This is a genomic window from Alteromonas lipotrueae, from assembly GCF_019249255.1.
Taxonomy (GTDB): Bacteria; Pseudomonadota; Gammaproteobacteria; order Enterobacterales; family Alteromonadaceae; genus Alteromonas; species Alteromonas lipotrueae.
Genome location: NZ_JAESDJ010000001.1, coordinates 742,736 through 758,275, shown reverse-complemented (window position 1 = coordinate 758,275; position 15,540 = coordinate 742,736). Strand labels below are relative to the sequence as shown.

The window sequence follows — 15,540 nt, the reverse complement described above, 5'->3', positions numbered from 1 at the left end:
ATGAATTAATCAAATTTACGTGCACACCTTGCGTATGCTGCGTATATTGCACATGTAGACCCAATTTCAAATTATATTATTTGAACATCAATAAATGATAGGAACCCAATAGTTGGACGACATATCTACGAGTACGCTGTTTATCGCGCTCGGCGTACTCATATTACTTTCTGCGTATTTCTCTAGTTCTGAAACAGGCATGATGTCGATAAACCGTTATCGCCTGAAGCACCTGCAAAACGAAGGCAATAAATCTGCCCAACGGGTTCAAAAACTGCTCGACCGCCCTGATAGACTTATAGGTCTTATCTTAATAGGGAACAACCTTGTTAATATCGCCGCGTCATCGTTAGCGACAATTATTTGTATTCGCTTGTTTGGCGATTATTGGGGCTTATTTGCAGCCACCTTTGGTCTAACCTTAATTCTACTTATTTTTGCGGAAGTCACCCCGAAAACATTAGCCGCCCTTTACCCAGAAAAAGTGGCCTTCCCAAGCTCGGTAATACTATTGCCCTTGCTAACGATACTTTATCCATTTGTGGCTTTTATCAATGGCATCACCAATGGCATTTTAGCTCTGCTTAAAATTAGTCCAGCAGATGGCAATGATGACTCTTTAAGTCGTGAAGAATTACGTACTGTGGTATACGAAGCGGGGAGCCTTATCCCGAAAAAACACCAAGATATGCTGGTAAGTATTCTTGATTTAGAAAGTGTCACAGCTGAAGATATTATGGTGCCAAGAGCTGAAATTGTCGCCATAGATATTAACGACGAATGGAAGCGGATTCAGAAACACCTTACTCACGCCCAACATACCCGCGTATTACTTTACCGCGATAGTATCGATGATGCAGTAGGGTTTGTTCATGTGCGAGATGCACTGCGTTTATTATCAAAAGATCAGTTTACCAAGTCGAGCCTACTGCGTGCAGTAAGAGAAATTTACTACACGCCAGAATCAACGCCATTGCATACGCTAATGTACAAGTTCCAAGCTGAGAAAGAGCGCATTGCACTGGTTGTCGATGAGTATGGCGACATTATGGGCTTGGTCACATTAGAAGATATTCTTGAAGAAATCATCGGGGACTTCACGACCAGCATGGTGCCCGATCACAGCAAAGAAGCGCACGTTCAGCAAGATGGTTCTGTGCTGGTGGACGGAAGTGCTAACATTCGCGATCTAAACAAAGAAATGGATTGGAACTTGCCTACTGAAGGGCCAAAAACGTTGAATGGGTTATTGCTAGAGTATTTAGAAGAAATTCCTGAGAACAAAGTGAGTGTTCGCTTGGCAGGTTACCCGTTAGAGATTGTGGATATTACAGAAAACATGATCAAAACGGTTCGTATTATGCCGGAGTACTTCAACGCCCCCCAATCTGGCGCTTCAGACTAGATTTTATCTACTGCTTTTTGAGCACGTTTGGCAAGCACTTGCGCTTTTGCAGCCGCAACCTTGTCAGACAATGTAGATAGTTTTGTAATAATGTCCTGCATCTCCTCGTCTTCGCGCAAATCTGCTTCCGCCATATGCGACTGCAATGAACGCTTGAGGAGTTCAGGAATAGATTTGCTGGTCATTCCCCACCCTGCTTTCGAATAAACGTTGACACTCTCAATATTAATTATCGGTCAAAAACAAAACTTCTGAAGCAAAATCCGCGAATAAATCTTTAGTCTAATATAATCATAAGCTTTCAAACCAGACACACCGTGTACCCCAGCCTATTTTAGCCATTAAACCTTCAGCCTTGGTAATGCGTTACCAAGGTACCTTTTTGTGTTCTAGGCGAGTATCGGATGACAGCAATGGAAGCGGTAGCGAATAAACTGGTTGTGTAAGACTGACACAATGCGTCAACCAAATAGCTGACTAATGGCATATGACTGACCACCAATATTCGCTTGAGGGGCTGTTTTGAATTAACAGCGCTGTGTATCCGCGCCGACAAATAATCGCTAACCAATTCTGCCGAACCGTCGGGAATAATATCTTCATTGACTTCGATTTTATCAGCGACGATATCAAGGGAGACCATATCAAGGGTTTGGCGAGTTCTACGATAAGGACTGATTAGCGCCAAATCCACGGCGTTATCAGGACAATAATTCGCACACAACCACTGCGTGGCGGCCGACGATTGCTGTCTACCAACTTGGGTGAGCTGCCGACTTTTGTCATCCAAACGCGGCGCTTCTGCCTCTCCATGGCGCATGATAAATAAAAAAATGTCGTCGTTGCTACTTTGACCTGACATAACATTACGCATACTATGTTTTATGTGCAGTTACGATAACAGAGTGCTTTAATTACGCATAGCACAAAACCTAAATAGTGGTTATTTAACTGTATTATTTCATTTCAGGGATTGTGAGCAGTTCGTGGTTTTCCTGACAATTTTGTCTTGAGTTTTTACAATGAGATCATGTGACTAACGTTCAAAAATTTGATAATGCATATCATTTTACCTTGCCCAACGGTCTTAGGGTTATGTTATGCTATGAACCACAATCCAGCACTTCCTATGTTTCTATGGCGGTTCGTGCGGGTCATTTTTACGATCCAAACGATTGTCAGGGGCTAGCCCACTTGCTAGAACACATGCTCTTTATGGGAAGTCGACATTTCCCAAACCCTAATAGTATCAACGGGTTCATCGAGCAATATGGTGGTAATATAAACGCGTGGACAGGCACTGAATATGCGAATTACCATTATCAGTGTGACGGCTCTGCCATTGCGCAAACTCTTCCAGCCTTTGCCGATATGCTGCGCCAACCCATCTTAAATGAAACTGCGCTGACAAACGAAATAAAGTCTATTGATGCAGAGTTTCAGTTTAAAATTAAAGACGACTTACGCCGGCTTTATCAGATTCACAAAGAAACGTGTAATCCGGCTCATCCCTTCTCAAAATTTTCTGTTGGCAATGCCGATATATTTTCAAAACACGAGGTTGGCAGTCTTCGAGAGGCATTAAGAGCCCTACATAAACAGTATTATTGCGGTCGTAACATGTGTTTATGTATATCAAGCCCAGTTCCCATTGCTCAGTTAGAAGCGTTAATAACACAAAGCTTTTCAAGTTTTGAGGCCGGAGCGTTAGCCAATGATTCATGGCCTGCGCTGTATTCCTCTTCTCAGCTTGGTATTCAAATTAATATTAAACCGCTGCAAACTGCGCGGCGAATGATTGTAACCTTTGCATTGCCTGGTATTCACAACGATATCGATACCAAACCGCTAAATTATATTAGCCATTTACTTGGCGATGAGGGCGAAGGCAGTTTACTTGCGTATTTGAAGAGCCAAAACTGGGCGGTAAATCTGATCGCTGGCTCGGGTATTGAAGGCGATAAATTTAAAGACTTCAATATAAGCTTCCAGCTAACAGAACTAGGATTAGCAAAACAACAAGATGTTGTGATGGCATTATTCAGTTACCTAGAATTGGTTAAACAATCTATTAATGACTCGTGGCGATTCGAAGAGAAAGCGCAACTTACTGCGCTAGCACTAGAGTACGAAGAAAACGTCAAGCCGCTAACGATGGTGAGCGAATTTGCCCAGCATCAATTTTTGTTCACGCCAGAGCAGCTTAGAAAACTTCGAACAAGTATCGGCAGCTACGACGGCACTGTCATGAAAGAGGCCTTGTCGTTCTTTACGCCGTGTAACATTCGATTAAAAGTAATCTCTCCGGATGTAGAAACCGATAGAAGTTGCGCGTATTACAACGCAAGATACCGTGTTCAACCTATTGCTGACGATCAATTGAATGCCTTTGCGTCACCAATAACGATAGATGCATTATCGCTTCCCCCTCCGAACCCCTATTTAGGGGAAAGCTACGCGCTAGTATTACCAGAAACGGGAGTTGATAACCCGACCAGATTGGTTGAGAAAGACGGTGTGCGTTTTTGGTTTGCACAAGACCAACAGTTTTTTAGCCCAAAAGGCGACATTTATGTCTCGTTTGATATGGTGCATTTCTCTGATTCGTTAACCGCGGTTGCTGCTAAACGAATCTGGTTAAGTGCATTAAATGACTACCTTCAGGCCAAGTATTACCGCGCCGAAATTGCAGGGTTACATTATCGAATTTATGGTCATCAAGCTGGCTTTACGCTGCATACCCGAGGCTTTACCAATCAGCAAATGTTGTTAGCAGAGCAGTTATTAGAAGCCGTCTTATCATTCAAACCTTCTGAGTTTAATTTTCAGCATTACAAACAAATGCAGCTTCAGAATTTACAGAACTCACTGCTGAACAAACCGACTAACCGCTTGTTCTCTAGGTTAAGCGTGTTGATACAGCGTAATACACAAGCCCCTGTGGAATTACTGGAAGCGGTAGCAAACACTTCCTATGAAGACATGATTAACGTGCGTGACAATGCATTTGATGACTATTTCATAGAAAGCTTTGTGCATGGCAATTGGGCCAGTGAACAAGCAAAGGACTTCGCGAAAAATATTGATAGTAAATGTGTTAATACCAGCGGCTCACCTTTGTCGCGCGCGGTGTCGAAACTTCCTGTTGGTGAAGCTTTTTATCATCAAGTCACCTGTGAACACGACGATGCTGCTGTAGTGCTGTATTTGCAGGCACCGACTGCAGACCTGCACGACACTGCACTTTGTATGGTGTTGGAACAAATGCTAGCGGCACCATTTTTCAATGCACTTAGAACAGAACAACAATTGGGCTACATTGTGGGAACCGGTTATGTTCCCCATAATCAACACCCGGGGATGGCATTTTATGTACAAAGCCCTAATAATAGTGCCAAAACGTTACTTGATGCGATGACGGTATTTTTGTTTCAGCAGTTAGAAGAAATCGAGTTCTATCGTTTTTATTGGTCTACCATCAAACAGAACTTATTGAAGCAACTAGAAGAACGCGATCTTAATTTATCGATGAAGTCGCAAAGACTATGGATAAGCTTAGGGACGCAGGATTTAAGCTTTAATAGAAATACCCAACTTGCTGAATGTATTAGCGCATTGAGTTTTGAGGATATACAAAGCTACGCGCACCAACTTGCCAAGCGAGAACGGTGCGGAGAGTTAATTCTTTTTGCACAAGGCAAGTACGAAAAACTAGAAACACCAAAGCAAAGAACCATCAATGGAATTTCCGAGTTTAAATCCCAAATTCCCTATTACTAGCAAAAGGTGGTTAACAATTGAACCATCACCCTCCGATAACTAAAAATCGCTTGTAGAGCCCGCGTTATTTCGGCATATTTATTACTCTGGCTGTTAGGGATGCGGCCAGCCTAACTATAAATTATAATGATAAGGCGTAATGCCAAAGGTGTGTAGGTGCGCTCAACCCTAGCTTACTCAGTTATAGTCATATGGCTTCAACTGCTCGGAGTAATTTTCTCCGATGCGGCAGCCATAGAAGTTGCTGATTTACAATTTACTGAGTTAGACAACCGAGATGGGTTGTCAAGTACAGTTGTTCTCGACATTGCCGAAGACGACAAGGGGTACATATGGCTTGCGACACCAAACGGGCTCAACCGTTACTCTGGTTATGAAATTAATCAGTATCACCCGTCAGACAACGACCCCCACGCCCTCCCAAGTGGATTTATTCAAAAATTGTTTGTTGACTCTGACGGCATCCTTTGGATTGCGACTCATTCAGGATTAGCCCGCTACCGACCAGAAAGCGATGATTTTGAAACATTTTCAAAACAAAACTCTGTCATCAAACTCGATGTAATCACGACCATCAGTGAAGGTATTGACGGCAGCATTCTGTTTTCAGACCATAAATTTGCTTACTCCCTCTCTAAGAATGAAAATAACCAAATAAAAATACTCGCTCAAGTCTACAAGACAGATAGCACCATTAAACTAATTTTCGATGAACCGTCTAGAATCTGGTTTGGCTCTAATGAACTAGGTGCAAAAATTTTAGATAAAAATACCAAAGAAGTTTTTGACTTAGGCAGGGTTAATCCCTGGGGAATAAGTATAGAAACGGGTGCCTTGCATGATGTTACGGTAATTGAAGGCAATTATTGGTTAGCAACGAATGAAGGCGTATACGTTATTAGTGCGAACGGTGGTCAGCTCAAACACATTAGTAGAGAGCTATTGAACCTTGATAGCAACGTGAATGTCACTTCCATTATAGAGTTCAATGGGAATGTTTGGTTCAGTTCAGACAATGGGCTTTTTATTGTTAACAGTAATATTGAATCTCCAAAAAATATATCTTCAGCAGACATTGCCCATTTAAGTTCAGACAAAAAAAATATAACCAAGCTCAGCCAAAAGATTATTTTCGGTATCACCAAAGATAGATCTGGCGCACTATGGCTTGGCACTATGCAAAATGCCTTTAAGTTCCACTCGGAGTTTTCAGAAATACGCTTTCATTCTAGCGCGCTTAAAGCCACAGATAGAGATGAAAACTCAACGATATGGGGTCTAGCCCAAGACTCATCTAATGATATTTATTTTGCATCTCAACAAGACGGGATTGGAAGGCTCGATCGAGTCACAGGTGATTTCGACTATCTATCTTTAGATGAGGAAATCTCGCCTGGCACCAGTTATTGGGACGTTGAAATTGATAAAGAAGGTTACTTTTGGGTCGCCAGTTCAGGTGGTTTAAGTGTCTATAAACGAGTAGATAATAAGCTTGAGCTATTAGAGCGTTATTTCCCAGGGCAGTTTGTTGACTATATTTATAAAGGGAACAACAGAGTTTGGGTTTGGTTGGAAGATAATGGCCTGTATTCAATAGACACCTCGATGAACTCGGCATCACCTTTACCGGTCCATCACGAAGTAGATGACACCTCTACTATCCTACTCCCTATATTTACCGATAATAACAATCGTCTATGGCTTCGGCAAGAAAGTGGCATTCTTCTTTACTCCCTAAGTAGTAACAGAGTAATAGACCGGATTGGAAAAGAAAAAGGTCTTTCATCACCTGTTTATGGTGTGTATGAAACGCCTGATGCGTACTGGTTAACTACCCGCTCAGATGGCGTGCTCAAAGTTAGCAAAAAAACACTGCAAGTTGTACAGCGGCAAACTCGTGATGATGGAAATGGATTTATTTTCTCATCTATTGGTACCCACGACAGCATTTGGTATGCCGACAGTGCGGGCGTGCATCAAATCGAACTCTCGACACTTACTGAAATGTCGAGTGTTTCAAACGATCAACTCGAATTTAATTCGTTAGGGGAAAGTGCAGTTTTAGCGACCTCTAATGGAGATATCTATTTTGGCGGTAACAAAGGCTTCAACATAATATCTAAGGCACATCAAACATCGACGATTGAAAGTGAGAATCGAACAAGAATGCCTGAATTATTTGAATTTAGAGTATTTGGTGAGTCAAACCAAGCGAATACGGGGTTGCTTGGTACAGATAGAGTAGTTGAAGAAGATAGTTTACTTGCAAACATCACCTATAAAAGTGAAAAAACGCTAGAGTACTTTGAATCTAGGTTCAGCATTTCATTTGGTTTAATAAACGCGGTATACCCTAAAGAGGTTTCATACCGATATCGTCTTAAAGGTATGGATAATTTATGGGTTTACAATGAAAATGTTAGGACGGCTCAATTTAACAATATTTCTTTTGGAAATTATATTTTTGAAGTCCAAGCTATCGAACCTGGGAAGCATTGGTCTCAAAGTCGCGAGTTAAAAATTTATATTGCACGCCCCCCTTGGTTACATTCCGTCGCATTAGTTTTTTATGCACTTATTCTAACCATTGTTCTGGCCTTTATTATTCGACAGTACCAATTGCGTAAATCGAATCAACTTTCCATACGTGAATCAGAGGAACGCCTTAAACTTACCTTATGGAGCTCTGGCGACGAACTATGGGATTGGGACGTGTATCGCGGGCAAGTATATCGAGCAAACACATGGGGGACTTTAGACTTCCCACAAGACGATATAAGAACCACTGGCGCCTATGATGCGAATATCCACCCCAATGATATAGGTCGCGTTAGGGATACATTACGCAACCATTTAGAAGGTAAGAGTGACTTCTACGAGCTTGCCTATCGCGCTAAAACCTTTAAAAACCAATGGATATGGCTACTAGATCGTGGAAAAGTGGTTGAGCGCGATCATAATCAGCAGCCGGTTCGTATGACCGGAACGTTGAAGAATATCAACCACCTAAAGGAAGCAGAAGAACAGCTAAACCTCTTTAAGCGTTCAATCGAAAATATCTCTGAGGGTGTATTCATTACCACCACACAGTTTAAATTTATTTCAGTGAATAACGCTTACTGTAGCTATACAGGTGAAACTAGAGAACAAGCACTTGCCAGCTACCTACATTTCCATTTGTATCCCGATGCGTTTACAGAAGAGATTAAAAAGACCCTGAAAACCAAAGGTAACTGGTCGGGTGAAGTAGAATCAGTTCGCGTTAATGGCGAACGCTATGAAATGGAATTAAACATAGATGCGGTACACGACGACGATGGCAAAATAAGTCATTTCGTTGGTGTATTCAGCGATATCACCTCTCGTAAGAGTACCGAAAAAGAATTACTTAAACTGGCCAATGTCGACCCTTTAACTGAACTGCCTAATCGCTCGTTTTACCAAGCTAGTCATCAAAATTTAGTCCGTAAGGGCTCGCCACACACCTTGTTGTGTTTGGACATGGACAACTTCAAGAAAATAAATGACTCGCTAGGCCACCAAACTGGTGACATATTAATTAAACAAATTGCCAAACGCTTACAACGTATTACAGGTAAAAATGCCACTTGTTATCGCCTTGGTGGCGATGAGTTCAGTGTCTTAATGGAAGATAGCGCAGATATTCATACGGTCACCCATTACGCACAAAACTTACTTGATACACTCGCTCGCCCTTTCATCATCAATAAGCAAGAGTTTGTATTGGGCGCAAGCTTAGGCATAGCCTTTTTCCCTGACGACGGTAATACGCCACAAGAAATGCTAAAAAATGCCGACACCGCCATGTACTTTGCGAAAAATAATGGTGGCAACAGCTATCAATTCTTCAGCGGTGAAATGAATCAAAATGCGGTTCGTCAGTTGCAAATTGAAAACTTAATTCGCCACGGAATTAAAGACGACCTATTTACGGTTTACTACCAACCAAAAGTTGATATCGCCTCTGGTAAACTGGTCAGTATGGAAGCGTTAGTGCGTTTTGAACACCCGCAGAAAGGCATTGTAAGCCCAGGGCAATTTATTCCCCTTGCTGAGCAAACAGGCCAGATTATTGAAATTGGTGAGCAGGTATTACGTAAAGCCTGTATCGATACCAAACGCTGGGTATCTCAAGGCTTGTTTACCGGCCGGGTAGCCGTGAATATCTCTGTTAAACAATTCGAACTTCCAGATTTAGACGACAGAATTAATCGAATTTTAAGCGAAGTAGGCCTATCCCCACTGCACCTAGAGTGTGAAATTACCGAAGGGACGTTAATGGAAGACCCTGAAAATGGCCTTCGTATGATGAGTAGATTAAGAGAACGAGGCATACACCTTGCCCTTGATGACTTTGGTACTGGGTACTCTTCCTTAGCCTATTTGAAGCGATTCCCGCTCAATACCCTTAAAATAGATAAAGCGTTTATTGACGATATCGCGAAAAGTAGCGTTGACCGTCATATGGCAGCAGCAATAATTAACATTGCCCATAACCTAGGCCTAAAGGTAGTGGCTGAAGGGGTTGAAGAAGAAGAGCAGCTTAATATCTTGCGTCGCTATGATTGCGAGATGCTACAGGGCTTTTTATACAGCCGCCCGCTTAATGCCGAGCGATTTGAAAAACTACTTACTGAAAACCAAAAGCTTCATAACCTGCTTGGCCATTCAAACATCTGACTTTTTTTTGGCGCTTACTACTTTTGACTAACCCAAGTGTCAAAAAACGCACCAAATACAACTTTAACCACTTAAAATCAATGACTTAAAAAGTTGGCACATCTCTCGCAATATCTTCTGTAACCGGTAAACATCCTTTCTATCGGTTTTGTTTGTTCGTTCTTAAAATAAAAAGTCAGAGGAATATTAATATGTTAAAAGAGTATGCTGTTGCATTAGTACTATCTACCGCTACCCCTGTTGCTGCTGATAACCAAGAAGGCGCTAAACAAGCCCCTGAACAGCAAAAAGAGTCTGTTACTCAGCCCCAAAACTACCGCCCAAAAACGGGCAATGGCTACGGTGTAGGCTTATAAGAGCTTGAAAGAATTCCAAAAAAGAGAGCATAGACTCTCTTTTTTTATACCTGTAATTCAGCTGTGCGCTTAATGTATAGATTTACTGGGAATTAGAGAGGGCTGACCCGCTTTAAACTCGCCAGGGCTTAGCTCTAGACATTGTCTAGTCGTTCTGTTGTCGTTTACGCTTCTACCATTAGATTATTAAAGCCTGCTGCCCTTCGCCAATGTATGTGTCTGGCAATACCAAATATAGGGAATACAAAAGGCCCTATCACTAAAGCAAGCACTGCCCAATACTTAGCATTCATTCCCCACTTCACAGCCTCTACATAAAAGAAAACACTACTTAATAGGCTTATCGATATTAAAACAAACAAGAAGCACTCCTACTTAGCTCACTATTTAAGGGGATTGAAAAACTCTATTAAATACAACGCCAAAATTTTGACTTGTATTTTTTCGAAACTGCCGGATTGTACTGAAAATTGGCTAGCAAACCAGCCAAATTACTCATTACACACAAAAAAAGCCGGGAACCTTTACGTTTCAGGCTCCCGGCTTTTTATATGTCGCTTACATACTAGTAAAAGGTGCAGTTCTCTTCAGCCATTTTCACCAATACATCTGCAGGTGCGAATTTATCACCTACGGAGCTAGCGTAATGATTCAAACGCTCAACAACATGTTTGATTCCTAACGTGTCCATATAACGGAAAGGACCGCCTAGGAAAGGTGGAAATCCGATACCAAAGATAGCACCAATGTCGCCATCACGGGCATTGCGAATAACACTCTCATCTAAACAACGAGCAGCTTCATTAAGCATCATAAGAACGCAGCGTTCAGCCACTTCTTTTTCACTTAATTTCGTTGACGGTGTTAAACCCAGGAGTGAGTAAATACTTTCATCTACTTCTTTACCTGGCTTCTTACCTTCATAGCTGTAAAAACCTTTTTGGTTCTTTTTACCTTTACGACCATCAGCCAGTACTTTATCGAAAGCTGAAGGCGCCGTAAAACGCTCTCCAAAGCTTTCTACTAGGAAAGGAATGATCTTAGTACCAACATCAATGCCTACTTCATCAAGTAACTTCACAGGCCCAACGGGGAAGCCAAACTTAACGAGGGACTTGTCGATGTGCTCTATAGGCTCACCAGCAAGAATTAAGCTAGCCGCTTCATTCATGTAAGGGGCTAAAATACGGTTAACATAAAAGCCTGCGCCGTCTTTAACAACGACGGGGGTTTTGCCCTGCTTTTTCGCAAATTCAACGGTAGATGAAATAACCTGATCCGACGTAGTTTCATGAGCGATAACTTCGGCTAATGGCATTTTATCTACAGGTGAAAAGTAATGAAGACCAATCACGTTTTCAGGGCGAGCTGCTTTAGCAGCAATTTGGGTAATTGGAATAGAAGAAGTGTTAGAGGCAAAGATGGTGTTCTCTTTGCAGTTTTCTTCAATATCCGCAACCATTTTTTGCTTAAGATCTAAATCTTCAAATACCGCTTCAACCACAATATCGGTATCTTGGTAGCCGCTATAATCTAAGGTGCCAGTGATAAGCGACAGTTGCTTTTGCATTTCGCTACTACGCATGAAGCGCTTCTTCACTTTCTTATTCAAAATGTCGTAGCTGTACTTCATCGCGTTAGCAATGCCTTCAGGGCGAACATCTTTAATACGAACAGGTACGCCGGCTTTAGTAGAGGTTACAAACGCAATACCCCCGCCCATTAATCCGCCGCCTAGTACGCCAACTTTTTTCATCTTCTCTGGCGCTACGCCTTCAATACCGTTTTCTTTCTTCATGTCGGTAGTCGCGAAGAAAATCTGACGCAATTGAAAAGATTCAGGTGTCATCACTAACTTACCGAATGCTTCCGCTTCAGCTTTAAGGCCAGCTTCAACGCCATCACGCATGCCAGTTTCGATGACATCAATAATGTAACCTGGCGCAGGATAGTTACCTTTAGTTTTAGCAAACGTTGCTTCGCGCGCTTTTTTGAACATCATGCCGCGGCCTGGGCCGGTATTTTCAAGCATTTTGTCCATCACGCTTTTTTGCGGCGCTTCGCGCTCAGGCTTACGTTTAAGGGCGAACTGCTCAGCCACTTTTAGCAACACGCTTTGCGGTACTACATCATCAACAATGCCGTACTTTTTCGCTTGCTTTGCCCGTGCTGGTGCACCAGTAAGCATCATTTTCATGGCTTGCTGAATACCAATTAAACGAGGTAGTCGCTGTGTTCCACCACTTCCAGGCAATAAGCCAAGTTGAACTTCAGGAAGCCCTACCTGAGTGCTGGGAGAGTCGGTACAAATTCGATAATGACACGCTAGGGCTAGTTCTAAACCACCGCCAAGTGCTGGGCCATTTATGGCTGCAACAAAGGTTGCTTTCATGCGTTCGATACGCTCAAAAATAGCTTGGCCGCCAGCCGCGATGGTGGTGGCATCTTCTGCAGTATTACAAGCAGCTAGCATGCTAATATCGGCACCGGCTACAAACGAATTTGCTTTACCACTTACCAGCACAACACCTTTAATACTGGTATCAGTATCAATGTCATCCAGCATGGCAGATATTTCATCGCCAAAAGCGGCTTTTAGCGTATTCATAGACTCACCAGGTACATCCATGGTGAGTATGGCAACGCCATTGTCTTGCTTGGTTAACGTAAATGCACCAGATGTTGCTTGAACGTCATTTGTCATTGTTGTGTCCTGACTCATATTATTCTGTCTCCACAATCATAGCTGCACCTAAACCACCCGCTGCACAAGCGGTTAGTAGACCAGTACCACCACCGCGACGGTTAAGTTCGTTAAGCATTTGGGTAATCATTCGCGTGCCTGTTGCCGCAAACGGGTGACCGTAAGCAATAGAACTTCCCATAACGTTAAATTTGTCCATGTCGATTTCACCGGTAGCTTTTGCACGACCAAGTTTTTCTTGGGCAAATTTATCGCTGGCGAACATTTTTACGTTCGAAAGTGTCTGCGCGGCAAAAGCTTCATGCATTTCGATAAGCGTAATATCGTTTAATGTCATGCCTGCGCGATCTAGCGCAATTGGCGTGGCGTAAGATGGCCCCATCAACATGTCTTCCCATACATCAATGGCAGAGAAAGCATAACTCTTAAGATAACCTAATGGCTTATAGCCCAATTCTTTAGCACGGCTTTCCGTCATCATAATAACAGCTGAAGCACCATCAGTTAGCGGGGTAGCGTTAGCCGCAGTTACTGTACCGTATTTTTTATCAAAAACAGGGCGAAGCTTGGCATAGCCTTCAAGCTTAGAATCGAAACGTACGTTGTTGTCGCGAGATAACGCACCTTTGTACGGTTCTGCGTAAGCGGTCATTACTTCACTGTCTAATTTACCCTCTTCCCAGCTTTGCGCGGCAAAACTGTGTGAACGATGCGCAAGTGCGTCTTGTTCTTCACGTGAGATATGGTGGGATTTCGCCATTTGCTCAGCAGTTTGTCCCATAGACAAACCTGTTGAGTATTCTGCAACCGCTGGCGGCACAGGCGCTAAATCTTTAAGGCCTAAACGCTTAAAGATATTAAACTTCTGACCCAAAGTTTTGGTTTTTTGAAGATCGACCAATGCGCGCGCTAGGTTTTTAGATACACCAATTGGCGATACAGACGTAGAGTCAGCACCACCAGCAATACCTACCTGAACGTGGCCAGCCATCATACTTTCGGCAATATTAACGGTAGACTGGAAGCTGGTTGCACATGCACGAGAGACGCTGTAAGCATCAGTATGCACATTCATGCCAGTACCCAATACGATTTCACGGGCGATATTCGGCGCTTCAGGCATTTGAACAACCTGACCATAGACAACCTGATCAACCCATTCTTTTTGAATGCCATGGCGAACGAGCAGTTCGTTTACGACCATTTTACCTAAATCGACAGCGGGAACACCGTGGAAGTATGTCGCCATTTTTGCAAACGGAGTACGTAACCCCGCCACAATGGCGATACGATCACCCTCGCGGGTAGTAACAGATTGTCTTGTTGACATAATGCACCTAAATTAAGGACCACGGGAAATAAGTGGTCTGACCTGTAATAAACCCAATTTTTACAAACAATGAACAAAATAGCAAATTATCAACGTTCACGGACAGTTTTCAGCCTATTTGTGTCGAATAATCGTCGCCTATCTGAAAATTAGATGTTTTTAACGACTTGAACTAGACGACAAGGGAACCATATAAGAAAAACATAGTCTGTTTTATGCCAATTTATCTACTCGTAACATACATTTGGGCGAGTTAATTGGTTTACTTTTCCTGATAACTAGAATTTCAACGGAATAATTGCATTATGGCAGCGGAACAATTTCAGCAACTGCAGAAGTATTTAGATCAGCAAATCATTGGTCAAAGTGCACTTACCAAAAGCCTCCTTATTGCGCTTTTAGCTGATGGGCACCTTTTAGTAGAAGGGCCTCCAGGTCTAGCAAAAACCAGAGCAATTAACGCGCTTGCTAATGGTATCGACGGTGATTTTCATCGCGTTCAGTTTACCCCTGATTTACTGCCTGCTGATTTAACCGGCACTGATATTTATCGCCCTGAAACCGGTGAATTTGTTTTTCAAAAAGGCCCACTATTTCACAACTTAGTATTGGCTGATGAAATAAACCGTGCTCCAGCTAAAGTACAGTCGGCGCTGCTAGAAGCTATGGCTGAGCGCCAAATAACGGTAGGCAGCAAGACCTACCCGCTTCCCCCTTTATTCTTGGTAATGGCGACACAGAACCCTCTAGAACAAGAAGGGACTTACCCATTACCAGAAGCTCAGCTCGATCGCTTTTTAATGCACGTCGATATTGATTATCCAGATGCCGAAACAGAGTTAGAGATTTTGCGTTTGACCCGCGGAGAAGCATTATCAGTTCCGCCGGTAACGCCGCCTAAATTAACCCAGCAAGATATCTTCTCTTCACGTAATGAAGCGCTAGCACTACATATGGCGCCCGAACTTGAGCAGTATTTAGTGCAATTGGTGATGGCTACCAGACAGCCAGCTAAGTTTGATGCAAATCTTGCCGAATGGATTGCGATGGGCACTAGCCCTCGTGCCACCATCAGTTTAGACAGATGCGCACGTGCACACGCTTGGTTGAGTGGCAGAGATTTTGTTGGCCCTGATGATATTCAAGCGGTGGTACATAATGTACTTCGCCATCGCATTATTTTGTCTTATCACGCAGAAGCACAAGGCATTACTATGAATGATGTGCTTAACCAAATTGTTACTACCGTAGCTGTTCCATAAAC

At 42.8% G+C, this 15,540-nt stretch carries 10 protein-coding genes; 5 read left to right on the top strand and 5 right to left on the bottom strand.

All coding sequences use genetic code 11. The features are described 5' to 3' along the window. The first annotated feature begins 112 nt into the window (after positions 1-112). Positions 113-1,405: an HlyC/CorC family transporter gene (locus tag KYS23_RS03215; protein ID WP_057793021.1), complete on the top strand. Its 1,293-nt coding sequence runs from the start codon at positions 113-115 to the stop codon at positions 1,403-1,405. On the opposite strand, the gene KYS23_RS03210 is transcribed toward KYS23_RS03215, so the two are convergent. Beyond that, positions 1,402-1,590, bottom strand: coding sequence for a hypothetical protein (locus KYS23_RS03210; RefSeq protein WP_013784916.1), 189 nt, complete (start codon positions 1,588-1,590; stop codon positions 1,402-1,404). The genes KYS23_RS03215 and KYS23_RS03210 overlap by 4 nt on opposite strands. Positions 1,591-1,754: 164 nt before the next feature. Then, positions 1,755-2,279 carry a phosphohistidine phosphatase SixA gene (gene sixA, locus KYS23_RS03205; protein ID WP_159529685.1) on the bottom strand — a complete coding sequence of 175 codons (525 nt, stop codon included), beginning with the start codon at positions 2,277-2,279 and terminating at the stop codon, positions 1,755-1,757. Positions 2,280-2,437: 158 nt separating this feature from the next. On the opposite strand from sixA, the gene KYS23_RS03200 reads away from it, so the two are divergent. From KYS23_RS03200 to KYS23_RS03190, 3 genes are all read left to right on the top strand, one after another. Then, positions 2,438-5,185: an insulinase family protein gene (locus tag KYS23_RS03200; RefSeq protein ID WP_218418031.1), complete on the top strand. Its 2,748-nt coding sequence runs from the start codon at positions 2,438-2,440 to the stop codon at positions 5,183-5,185. Positions 5,186-5,341: 156 nt separating this feature from the next. Beyond that, a complete protein-coding gene (locus tag KYS23_RS03195; RefSeq protein ID WP_218395403.1) occupies positions 5,342-9,886 on the top strand; it encodes an EAL domain-containing protein in 4,545 nt (1,514 codons plus the stop codon). A 191-nt stretch (positions 9,887-10,077) separates the two neighbouring features. Beyond that, positions 10,078-10,242 carry a hypothetical protein gene (locus tag KYS23_RS03190; RefSeq protein ID WP_167347518.1) on the top strand — a complete coding sequence of 55 codons (165 nt, stop codon included), beginning with the start codon at positions 10,078-10,080 and terminating at the stop codon, positions 10,240-10,242. Positions 10,243-10,406: 164 nt separating this feature from the next. Here the strand turns inward: KYS23_RS03190 and KYS23_RS03185 are convergent, their stop codons facing one another. From KYS23_RS03185 to fadI, 3 genes are all read right to left on the bottom strand, one after another. Then, entirely contained in the window at positions 10,407-10,604 is a 198-nt protein-coding gene (locus KYS23_RS03185; protein WP_159529679.1) for a hypothetical protein, read from the bottom strand. 203 nt (positions 10,605-10,807) lie between these two features. Then, complete coding sequence (gene fadJ, locus KYS23_RS03180) at positions 10,808-12,946, bottom strand: fatty acid oxidation complex subunit alpha FadJ (RefSeq protein WP_218395405.1); 2,139 nt, start codon at positions 12,944-12,946, stop codon at positions 10,808-10,810. A 19-nt stretch (positions 12,947-12,965) separates the two neighbouring features. Next, positions 12,966-14,276, bottom strand: coding sequence for an acetyl-CoA C-acyltransferase FadI (fadI, locus tag KYS23_RS03175; RefSeq protein ID WP_013784923.1), 1,311 nt, complete (start codon positions 14,274-14,276; stop codon positions 12,966-12,968). A 305-nt stretch (positions 14,277-14,581) separates the two neighbouring features. On the opposite strand from fadI, the gene KYS23_RS03170 reads away from it, so the two are divergent. Beyond that, the gene (locus KYS23_RS03170) at positions 14,582-15,538 is read left to right on the top strand and encodes an AAA family ATPase (RefSeq protein ID WP_218418030.1); all 957 of its coding nucleotides are present in this window, start codon (positions 14,582-14,584) and stop codon (positions 15,536-15,538) included. The last annotated feature ends 2 nt before the right edge of the window (positions 15,539-15,540 follow it).

Excerpts from the sequence above, each read along its gene's own strand:
- KYS23_RS03210 (WP_013784916.1), bottom strand. The coding sequence starts at position 1,590 with ATGACCAGCAAATCTATTCCTGAACTCCTCAAGCGTTCATTGCAGTCG.
- sixA (WP_159529685.1), bottom strand. The coding sequence starts at position 2,279 with ATGCGTAATGTTATGTCAGGTCAAAGTAGCAACGACGACATTTTTTTA.
- KYS23_RS03190 (WP_167347518.1), top strand. The coding sequence starts at position 10,078 with ATGTTAAAAGAGTATGCTGTTGCATTAGTACTATCTACCGCTACCCCT.
- fadJ (WP_218395405.1), bottom strand. The coding sequence starts at position 12,946 with ATGACAAATGACGTTCAAGCAACATCTGGTGCATTTACGTTAACCAAG.
- fadI (WP_013784923.1), bottom strand. The coding sequence starts at position 14,276 with ATGTCAACAAGACAATCTGTTACTACCCGCGAGGGTGATCGTATCGCC.
- KYS23_RS03170 (WP_218418030.1), top strand. The coding sequence starts at position 14,582 with ATGGCAGCGGAACAATTTCAGCAACTGCAGAAGTATTTAGATCAGCAA.